This is a genomic window from Streptomyces sp. NPDC025721 (genome assembly GCF_055558595.1).
In genome coordinates this window covers 86,812-100,895 of the sequence record NZ_JBVHMF010000024.1, presented here as the reverse complement: position 1 = coordinate 100,895, position 14,084 = coordinate 86,812, and the positions used below count along the sequence as shown (strand labels likewise).

15 protein-coding genes and 1 pseudogene are annotated in these 14,084 nt (G+C 73.0%); 7 read left to right on the top strand and 9 right to left on the bottom strand.

What is annotated here, in order from left to right:
• The first annotated feature begins 44 nt into the window (after positions 1-44).
• Positions 45-1,595 (top strand): S8 family peptidase, encoded by a 1,551-nt coding sequence (locus tag ACZ4EF_RS28100; protein ID WP_467506844.1) that lies wholly within the window; start codon positions 45-47, stop codon positions 1,593-1,595.
• Positions 1,596-1,646: 51 nt separating this feature from the next.
• Here ACZ4EF_RS28100 and ACZ4EF_RS28095 read toward each other — a convergent pair whose 3' ends face one another.
• Both ACZ4EF_RS28095 and ACZ4EF_RS28090 read right to left on the bottom strand, forming a co-directional pair.
• On the bottom strand, positions 1,647-2,702 hold the full coding sequence (locus tag ACZ4EF_RS28095) for a zinc-dependent alcohol dehydrogenase family protein (RefSeq protein WP_402713814.1): 1,056 nt from the start codon (positions 2,700-2,702) through the stop codon (positions 1,647-1,649).
• 69 nt (positions 2,703-2,771) lie between these two features.
• Positions 2,772-3,665, bottom strand: coding sequence for a sterol desaturase family protein (locus tag ACZ4EF_RS28090; RefSeq protein ID WP_391044203.1), 894 nt, complete (start codon positions 3,663-3,665; stop codon positions 2,772-2,774).
• 107 nt (positions 3,666-3,772) lie between these two features.
• On the opposite strand from ACZ4EF_RS28090, the gene ACZ4EF_RS28085 reads away from it, so the two are divergent.
• The 5 genes from ACZ4EF_RS28085 (at position 3,773) to ACZ4EF_RS28065 (ending at position 8,788) form a co-directional block, all read left to right on the top strand.
• Positions 3,773-4,780 (top strand): DEDDh family exonuclease, encoded by a 1,008-nt coding sequence (locus tag ACZ4EF_RS28085; protein WP_467344117.1) that lies wholly within the window; start codon positions 3,773-3,775, stop codon positions 4,778-4,780.
• A 170-nt stretch (positions 4,781-4,950) separates the two neighbouring features.
• Complete coding sequence (locus ACZ4EF_RS28080; RefSeq protein WP_188281880.1) at positions 4,951-5,196, top strand: hypothetical protein; 246 nt, start codon at positions 4,951-4,953, stop codon at positions 5,194-5,196.
• A gap of 97 nt (positions 5,197-5,293) precedes the next feature.
• Entirely contained in the window at positions 5,294-6,142 is an 849-nt protein-coding gene (locus ACZ4EF_RS28075; RefSeq protein WP_355333702.1) for an SURF1 family cytochrome oxidase biogenesis protein, read from the top strand.
• A 91-nt stretch (positions 6,143-6,233) separates the two neighbouring features.
• Complete coding sequence (locus ACZ4EF_RS28070; protein WP_467506841.1) at positions 6,234-8,024, top strand: glycoside hydrolase family 15 protein; 1,791 nt, start codon at positions 6,234-6,236, stop codon at positions 8,022-8,024.
• 2 nt (positions 8,025-8,026) lie between these two features.
• Positions 8,027-8,788 carry an SDR family oxidoreductase gene (locus tag ACZ4EF_RS28065; RefSeq protein WP_391044197.1) on the top strand — a complete coding sequence of 254 codons (762 nt, stop codon included), beginning with the start codon at positions 8,027-8,029 and terminating at the stop codon, positions 8,786-8,788.
• 66 nt (positions 8,789-8,854) lie between these two features.
• Here ACZ4EF_RS28065 and amaP read toward each other — a convergent pair whose 3' ends face one another.
• The 5 genes and pseudogenes from amaP to ACZ4EF_RS28040 all read right to left on the bottom strand — a co-directional run bounded on the left by amaP (position 8,855) and on the right by ACZ4EF_RS28040 (position 11,559).
• The gene (gene amaP, locus ACZ4EF_RS28060) at positions 8,855-9,451 is read right to left on the bottom strand and encodes an alkaline shock response membrane anchor protein AmaP (RefSeq protein ID WP_391159633.1); all 597 of its coding nucleotides are present in this window, start codon (positions 9,449-9,451) and stop codon (positions 8,855-8,857) included.
• Positions 9,452-9,459: 8 nt separating this feature from the next.
• Positions 9,460-10,002: pseudogene (locus ACZ4EF_RS28055) on the bottom strand (DUF6286 domain-containing protein); the annotation flags it as partial.
• Positions 10,003-10,430: 428 nt separating this feature from the next.
• Positions 10,431-10,802: an Asp23/Gls24 family envelope stress response protein gene (locus tag ACZ4EF_RS28050; RefSeq protein WP_355333713.1), complete on the bottom strand. Its 372-nt coding sequence runs from the start codon at positions 10,800-10,802 to the stop codon at positions 10,431-10,433.
• The gene (locus tag ACZ4EF_RS28045) at positions 10,802-11,002 is read right to left on the bottom strand and encodes a hypothetical protein (protein ID WP_188281874.1); all 201 of its coding nucleotides are present in this window, start codon (positions 11,000-11,002) and stop codon (positions 10,802-10,804) included. The genes ACZ4EF_RS28050 and ACZ4EF_RS28045 overlap by 1 nt, the downstream gene beginning before the upstream one ends.
• Positions 11,003-11,061: 59 nt before the next feature.
• The gene (locus ACZ4EF_RS28040) at positions 11,062-11,559 is read right to left on the bottom strand and encodes an Asp23/Gls24 family envelope stress response protein (RefSeq protein WP_355333717.1); all 498 of its coding nucleotides are present in this window, start codon (positions 11,557-11,559) and stop codon (positions 11,062-11,064) included.
• Between the two features lie 140 nt (positions 11,560-11,699).
• On the opposite strand from ACZ4EF_RS28040, the gene ACZ4EF_RS28035 reads away from it, so the two are divergent.
• Positions 11,700-12,467 (top strand): nucleopolyhedrovirus P10 family protein, encoded by a 768-nt coding sequence (locus ACZ4EF_RS28035; protein WP_467506878.1) that lies wholly within the window; start codon positions 11,700-11,702, stop codon positions 12,465-12,467.
• A 41-nt stretch (positions 12,468-12,508) separates the two neighbouring features.
• Here the strand turns inward: ACZ4EF_RS28035 and ACZ4EF_RS28030 are convergent, their stop codons facing one another.
• Both ACZ4EF_RS28030 and ACZ4EF_RS28025 read right to left on the bottom strand, forming a co-directional pair.
• A complete protein-coding gene (locus ACZ4EF_RS28030) occupies positions 12,509-13,300 on the bottom strand; it encodes an enoyl-CoA hydratase/isomerase family protein (RefSeq protein WP_355333722.1) in 792 nt (263 codons plus the stop codon).
• 91 nt (positions 13,301-13,391) lie between these two features.
• Positions 13,392-13,613, bottom strand: a complete 222-nt coding sequence (locus ACZ4EF_RS28025; RefSeq protein ID WP_188281871.1) for a helix-turn-helix domain-containing protein — start codon at positions 13,611-13,613, stop codon at positions 13,392-13,394.
• Positions 13,614-14,084: the final 471 nt, after the last annotated feature.

The window sequence follows — 14,084 nt, the reverse complement described above, 5'->3', positions numbered from 1 at the left end:
GGCAGACCCTGCCGTCCCACGGCTGATGGACGATTGGAGATCCCATGGTTCCGCTTCCCGGCCTCCCCCGGCGCCGCCGCGCGCTCGCGGCCGGTCTCGGTCTGGTGACGGCAGCCGCCCTCGCCGTACTCCCCGGAGCCGCCCCGGCCTCCGCTTCCTCCGATTCCTCCGCCTCCGGCGCCTCCTCCGCCGCGCACGGCTCTCAACCGCCGCGCACGGACGGCCCGTTGCTGTCGTACGTCGTCAACATCGACGGCGGGCGCGGCACGCAGCGGTCGGTGGAGCGCGCGATAGAGCGGGCGGGCGGCCAGGTGGTGATCGCGTACGACCGGATAGGCGTCATCGTCGTGCACTCGGCCAACCCGGACTTCGGCGCGACGCTGCGGCGCGTCCACGGCGTACGGAGCGCGGGCGCGACCAGGACCGCCGCCATCGAGCCGTCCGCGACGACGCAGGCGGGCGGGGTACGGACGCTGACCGCGGCCGAGGTGGCCGCCGCCTCGACGCACCAGGCGCCCGGCCAGGAGCCGCTTGAGGCGGACCAGTGGGACCTGCGGGCGATCCGGGCCGACAAGGCGGCCGGGGTCAATCCGGGCAGTTCCAAGGTGACCGTCGGCATCATCGACACCGGCGTGGACGACACCCACCCCGACCTGGCGGCGAACTTCTCCGCCAAGCAGTCCGCGAGCTGTGTGGGCGGCGTCGCCGACACCTCACCGGGCGCCTGGCACCCCTGGGACCCGGCGGCCGACTACCACGGCACCCACGTGGCCGGTGAGATCGCCGCCGCGCGCAACGGGATCGGCGTGGCCGGGGTCGCGCCCGGCGTGAAGATCGCGGCGATCAAGGTCAGCGAGCCGGGCACCGCGCTGTTCTACCCGGAGAGCGTGGTCTGCGCCTTCGTCTTCGCCGCCGACCACGGCATCGCGGTCACCAACAACAGCTATTACATCGATCCATGGCTCTACAACTGCCCGAGCGACCCCGACCAGCGGGCCATCGTGGACGCCGTGCGACGCGCCGCCGCGTACTCCGAGCGCGAGGGCGTACTGAACGTCGCCGCCGCGGGCAACAGCGACGACGACCTCAACTCCCACGCCCTGACCGACACATCGAGCCCGGACGACTCCACCGCGGTCACCCGCACCGTCGACCCGCACGTGTGCCTCGACCTCCCGACCCAACTGCCCGGCGTCGTCACGGTCTCCGCGACCGGCGCCCAGAACCTCAAGTCGTACTACTCCAGTTACGGCCTGACCGTGATCGACGTGGCCGCGCCCGGCGGCGACAGCAGGCAGATCCCCGACACCCCGTCCGGCAACGGCCGCATCCTGTCGACGCTGCCCGGCGGCACGTACGGCTACCTCCAGGGCACTTCGATGGCCAGCCCGCACGTGGCGGCGGTCGCGGCGCTGATCAAGAGCCGTCACCCGCACGCCTCGCCCGCGCAGCTCCAGGCGCTGCTCAAGATCGAGGCGAACAACCCCGGCTGCCCGACCGGGCCCGCGCAGGACGCCACCTGCACCGGGCCGAAGGCGTACAACAGCTTCTACGGTCACGGCATCGTGGACGCGCTGAACGCCGTCACCCGGTAACGCCCGCCAAGACGGCCCGCACGCACGGCCGTTACCGGCCGCGTACCGCCCTCAGGGCTTCACCAGCACCTTGAGGGCGGTGCGCTCGTCCATCGCGCGGTAGCCCTTCGGCACGTCCTCGAGACCGACCGTCAGGTCGAAGACCGGGGACGGGTCGACGGTGCCGTTCAGCACGTCGGGGAGCAGTTCCGGGATGTACGTGCGGACGGGCGCGACGCCGCCGCGCAGGGTGATGTTGCGGTCGAACATCTCGCCGAGGTCGAGACCGGTGCCGCTGCCGTGCGGGACGCCGACGTAGCCGATCGCGCCGCCGTCGCGGGTGATGCCGACGGCGGTGCGCATCGACTGCTCGGTGCCGACCGCCTCGATCACCGCGTGCGCGCCCTGGCCGCCGGTCAGTTGACGTACCGCCGCCACGGCCTCGTCGCCGCGCTCGGCGACCACGTCGGTGGCGCCGAAGTCCCGCGCGATGTCGGTGCGCGACGTGTGCCGTCCGAGCGCGATGATCCGCTCGGCGCCCAGCCGCTTCGCGGCCAGGACCCCGCACAGGCCGACCGCGCCGTCCCCGACCACCGCCACCGTCGCGCCGGGCCGCACGCCCGCGCCGACCGCCGCGTGGTGGCCGGTGCCCAGCACGTCGGACAGCGACAGCAGGGCGGTCAGCAGCCGCTCGTCGCTGAGCGCCGCCGCGGGCAGCTTCACCAGCGTGGCGTCGGCGTACGGCACCCGGACGGCCTCGCCCTGGCCGCCGTCGGACTGCCCCTCCTCGCCGATCGAGCCCCAGAAGCCGCCGTGCGCGCACGACGTGGTCAGGCCCTCGACGCAGTACGCGCACACGCCGTCCGACCACACGAAGGGCGCCACCACCAGGTCGCCGGGGCGCAGCCCCGCCACCTCGGCGCCGGTCTCCTCGACCACCCCGAGGAATTCGTGGCCGATCCGCTGGCCGGGCTTGCGCGCCGACTCGCCGCGGTACGCCCACAGGTCGCTTCCGCAGATGCAGGCGCGCACCACGCGGACCACCGCGTCGCCGGGCCGCCGGATCCTCGCGTCCGGCACCTCCTCCACCCTGAGGTCGTGGGGTGCCTGGATCACGGTGGCGCGCATGGCGGTGTCCTCGCTGGTCAGCTCGTTGTCGGTGGGGCGTCTCCACGGTACGCCAGGGGCCCGCGGTCCTCACATCCCGGACGGGCTGGACGCGAGGTCGGGCGCGGCGGGCGTCAGGGCCGGCCCGGCCGCGTCCGCGGGGCGCCAGCCGGGGCCGCGGAAGAGGTAGCCGGCGCGGGCGCGCCAGGTGGGGGCGGCGCGGAGGTCGCGGGCGAGGGCGGCGTACTCGTGGGTGGCGACCCGCAGCGGGTTGTAGGTGGCGATGTTCTTGGTGAGGCCGTAGACGGGGGCGTCGGTCTCGGGGGTGAAGGAGCGGAAGAGGCGGTCCCAGACGATGAGGATGCCGCCGAAGTTGCGGTCGAGGTAGCCGCCCTGCGAGGCGTGGTGGACGCGGTGGTGCGAGGGGGTGTTGAGGGTGAACTCCAGCGGGGCGGGCAGCTTGCCGACGCGTTCGGTGTGGATCCAGAACTGGTAGACGAGACTGACGGCGGTGCAGAACGCGAGGGCGGCCGGGTGCACGCCGAGGGCGATCAGCGGGAGGTAGAACGGCCAGGAGGTGAGGCTGGTCCAGGGCTGCCGCAGCGCCGTGGAGAGGTTGAACTTCCGGCTGGAGTGGTGCACGACGTGGCAGGCCCACAGGACGCGGATCATGTGGTGGCCGCGGTGCGACCAGTAGTAGAAGAAGTCCTGCGCGAGCAGTATCAGGGGCAGCGTCCACCACTCGACGGGCACCCGCAGCGGGGTCACCGCGTAGAGCCCGGAGTAGACCGCCACGATCGGGATCTTCCACAGCGCGTCGGTGACCAGACTGCCGAGACCCATCGACAGGCTCGCGGCGGTGTCCTTGGTGCCGTATCCGGCGGAGTCCTCGTCGGGGTGAAAGCGGTAGCTCACCATCTCGACGACGGTGAGCAGTACGAAGGCGGGTATCGACCACAGCACGACATCGGGGAGTTGGGGCATGAGCGCACCATAAAGGCGCGTACAGGGCACCCGCCAGACCTTGTTACCGACAAGTAAGGAAAGCGGGTGGCGGTAGCTGTCAGTGGCGAGCCGTATTCTCTGTGACCATGCTCGACAACCTGGCCGCCCAGACACCGCCGCCGTCCCCGTGGCCTCCCGCCTATCCGGACGGTTACGCCGTGGTCGACGTCGAGACCACGGGGCTCGGCCGGGACGACCGGATAGTGTCCGCGGCGGTGTACCGGCTGGACGCCCGCGGCGAGGTGCAGGACCACTGGTATTCGCCCGTCAACCCGCTGCGCGACCCCGGCCCGGTGTGGATCCACGGACTCACCAGCGCGATGCTCGCCGACGCCCCGCTCTTCCCCGAGATCGCCGACCAGCTCGCCGAACGCCTCGCGGGGCGCGTCCTGGTGGCGCACAACGCGGTCTTCGACTGGTCGATGCTCGCCCGCGAGTACGCGCGCGCCCGGTCCGTCGCACCCGTCGAGCAGCGGCTGTGCACCATCGTCCTGGCCAAGGAGCTGCGGCTGCCCCTGGCCAACCACAAGCTGGAGTCGCTGGCCGCGCACTACGGGGTCGAGCAGCGGCGCGCCCACCACGCCCTCGACGACGCGCGCGTCCTGGCGGAGGCGTTCCGCCCGAGCCTGCACCTGGCCGCCGCGGCCGGTCTCCCCCTGCCGCTGCACACCTGCCGCCCGCTGACCGAGTGGGTCGACGGCTCCGACACGGTCCCCTCGCCGCGCCCCGGCGCCTCCTACGGGCCCGGCTCGTACCGCGCCACCGGCTGGCGCCCGGCCCGCAAACGGCCCGCGTGCCCGTATCCCAACCCCGGCCGCCTCGCTCCCGACGGGCCCCTGGTCCAGGGGATGCGGGTCGCCTTCTCCGGTGACACCGGCATCGACCGCGAGCTGCTGGAGGACCGCGCCACCGACGCCGGGCTCCACGTCGCCTCCAGCGTCAGCCGCCTCACCAGCGTCCTGGTCACGAACGACCCGGACTCCCCCACCTCGAAGGCCGTCAAGGCCCGCCAGTTCGCCACCCCGGTCATCGACGAGGCCCGCTTCACCGAACTCCTGAAGGCCGTCACCCCCGCGGCGGGCGTGCACGGCTAGGGCATCGCACCGGGCGGGTACGGCTAGCGGGCCGGGCGGACCGGGCGAGCGCGGCGAGCGGGCACGGCTAGCGCGTCGGGCGGGCAGTGCGGGGCTCCATCCAGGTGACTCTCGCGCGACGCGGGGCCTCCCGCGTTGCCCCGGCGCGCTCACGGCAGCAGCCTGGGCACATGGCCCGATGCGAGGTTTGCGGAAACGACTACGTCATGAGCTTCGAAGTGCACGCCCAAGGCGCGGTGCACGTCTTCGACAGCTTCGAGTGCGCCATCCACCGTATGGCGCCGATCTGCGAGCACTGCCGGGTGCGGATCGTCGGCCACGGTGTGGAGGTGGACGGCCACTGGTACTGCGGCGGCCACTGCGCGAAGGCGGAGGGCGCGGCCGGGATCGTGGACAAGGTCGGCTCGATCGCCTGAGCCCGGCCGGCCGCTCCGCACCCCGTCCGACCACGGCCGCCCCCGCCTGAGGCCCCCCTCCGGAAGCCCCGCCCCGGCCGAGTTGTACCGTCGTGGGGTGTACCGCTTCCTCTGGTCCCGCCAATGGGTGATCCTCACCCTCCTCGGTCTGGTCATGATGCCCACCATGGTCAGACTGGGCTTCTGGCAGCTCCATCGGCACGAGCACCGGGTGGCGAACAACAAGATCATCGCGGCGAGCCTGAAGGCCGCCCCGGTCGAGGTCGAGTCGGTGACACATCCGGGTGCCGTGCTGCCGAAGACCGATCTGTACAAGTCGGTGACGGCGACCGGGCACTTCGACACGGCGCACGAGGTGGTGGCCCGGCACCGGACGGCGGGCAACGACGGCTCGGACGACACGTCGGGCGGCGGCCAGGAGGTCGGCTACCACGTGATCACCCCGCTGGTGCTGGCCGACGGCCGCGCGGTGCTGGTGAACCGGGGCTGGATCTCGCCGGGCAACGACCCGACCGCGTTCCCGAAGATCACGCCGCCGCCGTCCGGCGAAGTGACGGTCACCGGGCGGCTGCGCCCCGACGAGACGACGTCGTCGACGGGCATCCGCAACCGCTCGGGCCTGCCGGACCGGCAGATCATGCTGATCAGCAGCACCGTGGACGCGAAGTACATGCCGCAGACGCTGCTTTCGGGCTACATGGAGCTGGTGTCCATCACGCCGAAGCCCGGTCCGCACCAGCCCGCGCTCATCCCCGAGCCCGACCACAGCAGCATCGGCCCGCACATGGCGTACGCGATCCAGTGGTGGCTGTTCACGGGCATGGTGCCGGTCGGCTGGGTGGTGCTGCTGCGCCGCGAGCGCGCCGAACGGCTCGCGGCCCGCGAGAAGCAGGACAATCCGGAGAGCCCGCAGGAACCCGAGGGCAGCGTTCCGGTAGCGGTCTGACGCCCCGCCCCCGCACGCTACGGAGACGAGGGCCCGGCGCACACCGTGCCCGGGCGAGGCGAGGACCACCGGAAGGCGGCGAGGCGGCACCGTGCCAGGACGTATCGAGGATTACGCGCTCATCGGCGATCTCCAGACCGCCGCGCTGGTGGGCAGGGACGGTTCCATCGACTGGCTGTGCCTGCCCCGCTTCGACTCGGCCGCCTGCTTCGCCGCGCTGCTCGGCGACGAGGGCAACGGCCGCTGGCTGCTGGCGCCGACGGGCGCGCGGACGTGTTCGCACCGCTCGTACCGGGGCGACACGCTGGTGCTCGACACCTTCTGGGAGACCCCGACCGGGACCGTCAAGGTCACCGACTTCATGCCGCAGCGCGACCGGGCGCCCGATGTGATCAGGATCGTCGAGGGCGTGTCGGGCCAGGTCGACATGCGGGCCGAGCTGACGCTGCGGTTCGACTACGGCGCGGTCGTGCCGTGGATGCGGCGCGCCGACGGGCACCGGGTGGCCGTCGCGGGCCCCGACTCGGTCTGGCTGCGCAGCGACCCGCCGGTCCGGGCGTACGGCAAGGACATGCGCACGTACTCCGACTTCACCGTCGCCGAGGGCGACCGGGTCGCGTTCATACTGACCTGGCACCCCTCGCACGAGAAGCGCCCGCGCCGGTTCGACCCGTACGAGGCGCTGGACCACAGCCTGGCCGACTGGGACGAGTGGTCGGCCCGCTGCCGTTACGAGGGGCCGTGGCGGTCGGCCGTGGTGCGGTCGCTGATCACGCTCAAGGCGCTGACGTACGCGCCCACCGGTGGCATCGCCGCCGCCGCGACCACGTCGCTGCCCGAGGAGATCGGCGGGGTCCGCAACTGGGACTACCGCTACTGCTGGCTGCGTGACGCGGCGCTGACCCTCAACGCCCTGGTGGAGGGCGGCTATCTCCAGGAGGCGGGCGCCTGGCGCGACTGGCTGCTGCGCGCGGTGGCGGGCAACCCGGCCGACCTCCAGATCATGTACGGCATCGGCGGCGAGCGGCGGCTGACGGAGTACGAGGTGCCGTGGCTGCGCGGTTACGAGGGCTCGGCGCCGGTCCGGATCGGCAACGCCGCCGCGGGACAGCTCCAACTCGACGTGTACGGCGAGGTGTTGGACTCGCTGTTCCTGGCACGGGCGGCCGGGATGCGCGACGAGCCGCACGCCTGGAATCTGCAACGCGCCCTGATGGACTTCCTGGAGTCCGCGTGGCACCAGCCGGACGAGGGCATCTGGGAAGTCCGCGGCCCGCGCCGCCACTTCGTGCACTCCAAGGTGATGGCCTGGGTCGCCGCCGACCGCGCGGTGCGGACCGTGGAGGCGCTGCCGCGACTCAAGGGCGATGTGGCGCTGTGGCGTTCGATGCGCGCCCAGGTGCACGCGGAGGTCTGCGAGAAGGGCTACGACGCGCGGCGCAACACCTTCACGCAGTCCTACGGCTCCGAGGAGCTGGACGCGGCGACGCTGCTCATCCCGCAGGTGGGATTCCTGCCGCCCACCGACCGCCGCGTGATCGGCACGGTGGAGGCGGTCCGCCGCGAACTGGACCTGGGCGGCTTCGTCCGCCGCTACACCCCGGACGCGGTCGGCGTGGACGGGCTGCCCGGCTCCGAAGGGGCCTTCCTGGCCTGCTCGTTCTGGCTCGCGGACGCGCTGTACGCGATCGGCCGCCAGGACGAGGCGACCGAACTGTTCGAGCGGCTGCTGACGTTGCGCAACGACGTCGGGCTGCTCGCCGAGGAGTGGGACCCGGTCGCCGGGCGGCTGCTGGGCAACTTCCCGCAGGCGTTCAGCCACGTCGGACTCGTCAACACCGCGCTCGCACTGTCGGGCGTGCCTGCCATAAGGGACTGCTGACCATGGATCTCGGACTCGACGGACGGGTGTACGTCCTCACCGGCGCCAGCCGCGGCCTGGGCTTCGCCACGGCCCGCGAACTGGTCGCCGACGGCGCGAAGGTGGTGGTCTCCGGGCGCACGGCGGAGGCGGTGGCCGCCGCGGCCGGGCAACTGGGCGGCCAGGACACGGCGTTGGGCGTCGCCGCAGACAACTCCGCCCCGGATACGGCGCAGCGGCTGCTGACGGCGGCCCGCGAGCGCTTCGGCCGGGTCGACGGGGTGCTGATCAGCGTCGGCGGACCGCCGGCCGGCGCCGCCGCCGACAGCACCGACGAGCAGTGGCTGCGGTCCTTCGAGACGGTGTTCCTGGGCGCGGTGCGGCTGGCCCGCGCCGCCGCGGCCGAGTTGTCGGACGGCGGTGTCATCGGCTTCGTGCTCTCCGGCTCGGTCCGCGAGCCGATCCCCGGCCTCGCCATGTCGAACGGTCTGCGGCCCGGCCTCGCGGGCTTCGCCAAGACCCTCGCCGCCGAGCTGGGGCCGCGCGGCATCCGGGTGGTCGGCCTGCTGCCGTCGCGGATCGACACCGACCGGGTACGGGAGCTGGACGCGCTCGGCGGCGACGAGGCGGCGGCCAGGGCCAGGGCGAGCGCGACGATCCCGCTGCGGCGCTACGGCACGCCCGAGGAGTTCGGCCGGGCCGCGGCCTTCCTGCTCTCGCCCGCCGCGTCGTATCTGACCGGTGTGCTGCTGCCGGTGGACGGCGGCGCCCAGCGCGCCCTGTGACGGGACGCGAAGAGCCCCCACCGACGGCTCGGTGGGGGCTCCGCGAGAGCGGGGCGGGCGGCCGGGTCAGCTGACCCGCGCCGCGCGGTGCCTGACCGCGCGCAGCCGCGCCTCGGCGGGCAGCTTGTCCAGACCGGCCGACGTACGGGCGCGGTGGAGCACCGCGCTGTCGAGACCGGCGACCACCTCGTCCGGGGTGGCGTCGGCCGCCAGGCCCAGCACTATCCGGGCGACCGGTGCGCCGCGCTTGCCGCGCAGCGCCGCTCTGGCCCACTCCACGCCGTCGTACGCCTCGGTCTCCGAGGTCAGCACGTTCTCCACGGCCCGGCCGCGCAGCAGCGCGCCCTGTCCGTCGCCGCTGTCGACCCGGAGCTGGCGCAGCCGCCGGGTGCGGGCCTGGGCGAGCAGCCACCACAGGGCGGCGAGCACGAGCACGCCGAGCACGGCGATGACCACCGGCCACCACCAGCCGTCGGAGCGGTAGCGGGTCCTGTCGTGCGCGGTGAGCAGCACGTCCTTGGGGCCGGTGAAGGGCCACCAGTGCGGCATCGTGAAATTCCACCGGCGTTGCAGGTCGAGGCCGCCGAGCAGCACGGACAGGCCCACGACCAGCAGGACGAGTCCGGTCAGCGCGAGCAGGACCCGGTTCAGTACGGTACGCATCCGCCCGGTCACCCTTTCTTCTCTGCGCGCTGGACATGGACGTGGAGCTGCGGCGGTTTGGCGAGGCCGAGCTGGCGTACGGCGTTGCCCAGCGCGTTCGTCAGGTCCGTGCGCACCGCGTCGAGTTCGCGGAAGTGCGAGGAGCCGTGCGCCGTGATCCGGCGGCGGCCGACCTTGACCCGTACCCAGCGGATGCCCGGTACCTCCATCGCCCGGTCGCGCAGCACCAGTTCGGCCGCGTGCCGGTCGAGTCCGGCGCGGACGCCGTTCTCGCCGCGCCGGGTCATCGGCAGCAGTCCGCGCTCGCCCGGTGTGAGGGCGAGCAGGATCAGCCAGAGGCCGAGCACGGCGGCCACGGCGGCGCCGACGATCACCCAGACGTTGTCCAGGTGGCGGGTGGCCAGCTCGTCGGCGAGCCGGGTCCGCCAGGCCATCGCGCGCCGGTCGGCGCGGACGGCGGCGATGTCGTACAGGAAGAGACCGGCGATCCCGAGGAGCACCGCGGCGGTGATCGCCGCGGGCACCCGGCGTCCGGCCCAGAACCGGCGTGCCTTGACCGGGGTCTGATCCGCGGTCAGGGCGTACGGCTCAAGGGTGCGGGTGGCGGGGTCCGTGAGCGTGTCGCCTCCGGCGAGGACGCCGGGGGTACCGCCCGCGGGGGACGATCCCGGACCGGACGCCGGACCGTACCCCGCGCCCGGCCCCTGCTCGGCCGCCGCGTATCCGGACTCCGAGCCGTGTTCGGCGCCGCCGTCGTCCCCTTCGGAAGCCTGCCCGTAAGCCTGCCCGTAAGCCTGCCCGTAAGCCGGCTCGGAGCCGTACTCGGAGGCCCCGTATTCCTGGTCCTGAGCGTGTTCCGAGCCGTGCTCGGGAGTCCGCCGGGAGCGGTCGTCGTCGGGACCCTGCTCGGGGCCCCGCCGCTCCCCCTGCCCCGGCTCAGCGCCGTCGTCCGGCTTCTTCCAGGGACTCTCGCTGTCGCTCACTGGACCCTTCCCTCGTCCTTGCGGCGGTCGGCGGCCGAGTGCAACCGCTCCACCTCGACCGCGACCTCGGGAACCGACATGCCGGTCAACGCCTCGACGCGGGAGGTGACATGGCTGCGCACCGAGCCGCACACCGAGCCGATGTCGGTGGGGTAGCCCAGTTCAAGGGTGAGCCGCAGCCGCGCGCTGTCCTTGCGGACCGAGACCGAGGCGTGCGGGGAGTGGTCCTTCGGCACCAGTGCGGCGCCCGGCGCGTCCGTCAGGACCTCGCCGGCCGCCTGGGCGGCGATCTTCGCGACCACCCGGTCCGCGATCCGCAGTGCCCCGCGGTCGGCCGCGGGCAGCGGTGCGGGGACGGCTGTCCCCATCAGCGCCGCCGGTCGCGGTCGCGGCCACGGTCACGCGAGCGGAAGAACTCCCCAGGTTCCAGATCGCCGTCGAGGAATTTGCCCGCCACGAAACCGACCGCGCCGAGCGCCGCCACCAGCAGAAAAGCACCGAACCCGCCGAAATAGCCGGCGAATCCGAGCGCCATTCCGACGGCCAGGCCGATCACCGCCATGCTCATCGTCCGCACTCCGTCCCATTGGTCGTGTTGACCATCTCCGTCTGCACTGGCTTGGACCCTTACTGGACCCGTTGCTCACGCTCGTCGTCGTCATCTTCGTCGGGAAGTTTCACGTCGCCCACGGCGACGTTGACCTCGACGACCTCGAGACCGGTCATCCGCTCCACGGCGTTGACCACGTTCTCCCGTACGGCGCGGGCCACTTCGACGATCGACACGCCGTATTCGACGACGATGTCCAGGTCGAGCGCGGTCTGCACCTCGCCGACCTCGGCCTTCACGCCGCGCGACACCGACTTGGTGCCGCCGGGCACGCGGTCGCGGACCGCGCCGAAGGTGCGCGACAGGCCGGTGCCCATCGCGTGCACGCCGACCACGTCACGGGCGGCGAGTCCGGCGATCTTCTCCACCACGCCGTCGGCGATCGTCGTGCGGCCGCGCGTGGCCGGGTCGCCGAGCGCTTTGCGCCCGCCCGCGCTGCCCTTGTCCAGGGTCCTGCCCTCGGCCGCTGACGAGCCCTCGGGCTCCGGCCGGTCGTACTGTGCGGTGTCCGTCATCGCGAGTCGTCCCTTCGTATGGGCTGCTCCGTGCCCCACACTATGTGCGCATGCCCCCGCGCGCTGCGGGGAACCGGCGAGAGGGCTGTTCCGACCCCCCAAGAGAGTGGTCGGCCTGCGGAAGGCGATATCTGGTGACCATGGACCGACTGGCCCGGACCGTACGGGAGCAGGTCGCGCTGGGCCGCCTGCTCCCGCTCGGCACCCCCGACGACAACGCCTGGATGACCGAGCGCGCGGCCGTACGCGCGCTGCGGTGGACGACCGCGGGGCTGTCCGGGGTACGGCTGGGCGGGGTGTCCCTGGCGCTGGCCGAAAGCGGGGGCGAGGCGCCGGAGTCCGGTCCGGTGGGCGCGCTGCCGCACCTGCCGGTACGGATCGAGGCGTCGTTCGAGGCGACCGCCGACGAGCCGCTGCCGCAGGCCGCCGACCGGCTGCGCGACGTGCTGTGGACGACCGCGCGCGACGGGCTCGGCATCGCCGTGACGGAGGTGGACCTCCAGGTCACCGGGTTGCTGGACGGTGACGACGCGCCCGTGAGCGAGCTGGCGGGCGCCGAGGACGCGGAGCCGGACGGCGACGAGGCTCCCGTACCGCTCGACCCCAGTGGCCTCGCGGAAGCCGTGGCAACCGCGGCGCTGACCGTGCCCGGTGTCGTGCGGCTGAGCAGGCGGCCGGTCGGCCTCGGCTCCGGTGTGCGGATCCAGGACACGGCGGCGGATTCGGCCGGGGATTCGGCGGGCTCCGGCGAGGCGCCGGGCCGCCGCGTCCAGGTGCAGATCGCGGTGTCGCCGGGCCACCGGCCGCTGGAGGTGGCCCGGTCGGTGGCCGCCGCCGTCGCGGTCGCGGCGGCCGAGGGCGCGCCCGGTCCGGTGCGTACCGCCATCGTGGTGACGGACGCGGGCTGATACCTCCCGCGCCCCGTGAAACGTCCGGCGCGGACGGGCGGCTACTCGCCCACGCCCGCCAGGTCGCGCAGGCGGCGGCCCTGGGCGGCGCGTTCGGCCGCGTACTGCTCCTTCTCGGTGTGGGCGGCGGCGCCGCGCAGCAGGCCCTTGGTCTCGACGACCGCGTCGCGCGGCGGCGCGAGCAGGGCGCCGACCAGGTCGGTGACGGCGGCGTCGAGTTCGGCGGCGGGCACGACGAGGTTGGCCAGGCCGGTGCGCTCGGCCTCGTCGGCGTGCACGAAGCGGCCGGTGGCGCAGATCTCCAGGGCGCGGCCGTATCCGACCAGTTCGACCAGCGGCTTGGTGCCGGTGAGGTCGGGGACCAGGCCGAGACCGGTCTCGCGCATGGCGAATTGCGCGTCGTCCGCGCAGACGCGCAGATCGCAGGCGAGGGCGAGCTGGAAGCCCGCGCCGATGGCGTGGCCCTGGACCGCGGCGACCGTGATCACGTCGGTCCGCCGCCACCAGGTGAAGGCGTCCTGGTACGTGGCGATGGCAGCGTCGAGTCCGGCCTCCGAGCCACGCGCGAGGTCGAGGAACGACGGCTCACCGTCGAAGCCCTCGGGCGTGAACGCCTGGCGGTCGAGGCCCGCGGAGAAGGACACGCCCTCACCGCGCAGCACGACGACGCGTACCTGTCCCGGCAGCAACTGGCCCGCCTCGGTCAGGGCACGCCACAGGGCGGGCGACTGAGCGTTGCGCTTGGCCGGATTGCACAGGGTGATGTGCGCGACGGAGTCGTCGACGGCTAGCCGGACTCCGTCACGTTCGAGCAGGATCTTGGCGTCGGGCACTGGGCACCTCCGAGCGGACCGGACTGGATTACCGAAGAGTAACCAACCGGACCCGCCGGACCGCCCCCGGCCCTTGATACTCGCGGAGCCCTCAGGCCGTGGCGGCCTTCTTGCCCCGTGTGGCACCGCCGCGACCGCGCAGGGTCACGCCGGACTCGCTGAGCATCCGGTGCACGAATCCATAGGAGCGGCCGGTCTCTTCGGCCAGCGCCCGGATGCTCGCACCGGAGTCGTACTTCTTCTTCAGGTCTGCCGCGAGCTTCTCGCGCGCGGCGCCGGTCACCCGGCTGCCCTTCTTCAGAGTCTCGGCCACCCGTGCCTCCTCCAGGGAAGTGCGCTATGGACTCTCATGATCACCCCTAAGGGCGTTCCTGGCCACCCATTCGACAAGGTCCATCACGGGACATTCACCGGAGGAATGCCTGGATACGCCGGTGCGAAGGGGCCGGGAGCGGCTTTTCCGGGGCGGCAATTCCGTACGGAGAAGGGTGTGCGGGCAATAGCGGCAGGTCAGCCGTGGTCGGTAAGGAGTTCTCCGACGTCACACCACTGATCACGGCGGCGGTCGCCCGTAGCGCGCCCCGTGGGCGCGCGGTACGAGCCGGACTCACGCAGATGAAGGATGATCAGTGGGCCGAATGATCGAATCGACATGATCACTTCGTGCGGGTGCGGGCCTCTGAGCCGCCCCGCGCCCCGCGCGGGGGGGGGGGGGGGGGGGGGGGGGGGGGGGGGGGGGGGGGGGAAGAGGAGGGGTGCGAGTTCGCACCCAAGGGCTCCCCAC

Excerpts from the sequence above, each read along its gene's own strand:
- ACZ4EF_RS28100 (WP_467506844.1), top strand. The coding sequence starts at position 45 with ATGGTTCCGCTTCCCGGCCTCCCCCGGCGCCGCCGCGCGCTCGCGGCC.
- ACZ4EF_RS28095 (WP_402713814.1), bottom strand. The coding sequence starts at position 2,702 with ATGCGCGCCACCGTGATCCAGGCACCCCACGACCTCAGGGTGGAGGAG.
- ACZ4EF_RS28090 (WP_391044203.1), bottom strand. The coding sequence starts at position 3,665 with ATGCCCCAACTCCCCGATGTCGTGCTGTGGTCGATACCCGCCTTCGTA.
- ACZ4EF_RS28085 (WP_467344117.1), top strand. The coding sequence starts at position 3,773 with ATGCTCGACAACCTGGCCGCCCAGACACCGCCGCCGTCCCCGTGGCCT.
- ACZ4EF_RS28080 (WP_188281880.1), top strand. The coding sequence starts at position 4,951 with ATGGCCCGATGCGAGGTTTGCGGAAACGACTACGTCATGAGCTTCGAA.
- ACZ4EF_RS28065 (WP_391044197.1), top strand. The coding sequence starts at position 8,027 with ATGGATCTCGGACTCGACGGACGGGTGTACGTCCTCACCGGCGCCAGC.
- amaP (WP_391159633.1), bottom strand. The coding sequence starts at position 9,451 with ATGCGTACCGTACTGAACCGGGTCCTGCTCGCGCTGACCGGACTCGTC.
- ACZ4EF_RS28050 (WP_355333713.1), bottom strand. The coding sequence starts at position 10,802 with ATGGGGACAGCCGTCCCCGCACCGCTGCCCGCGGCCGACCGCGGGGCA.
- ACZ4EF_RS28045 (WP_188281874.1), bottom strand. The coding sequence starts at position 11,002 with ATGAGCATGGCGGTGATCGGCCTGGCCGTCGGAATGGCGCTCGGATTC.
- ACZ4EF_RS28040 (WP_355333717.1), bottom strand. The coding sequence starts at position 11,559 with ATGACGGACACCGCACAGTACGACCGGCCGGAGCCCGAGGGCTCGTCA.
- ACZ4EF_RS28035 (WP_467506878.1), top strand. The coding sequence starts at position 11,700 with ATGGACCGACTGGCCCGGACCGTACGGGAGCAGGTCGCGCTGGGCCGC.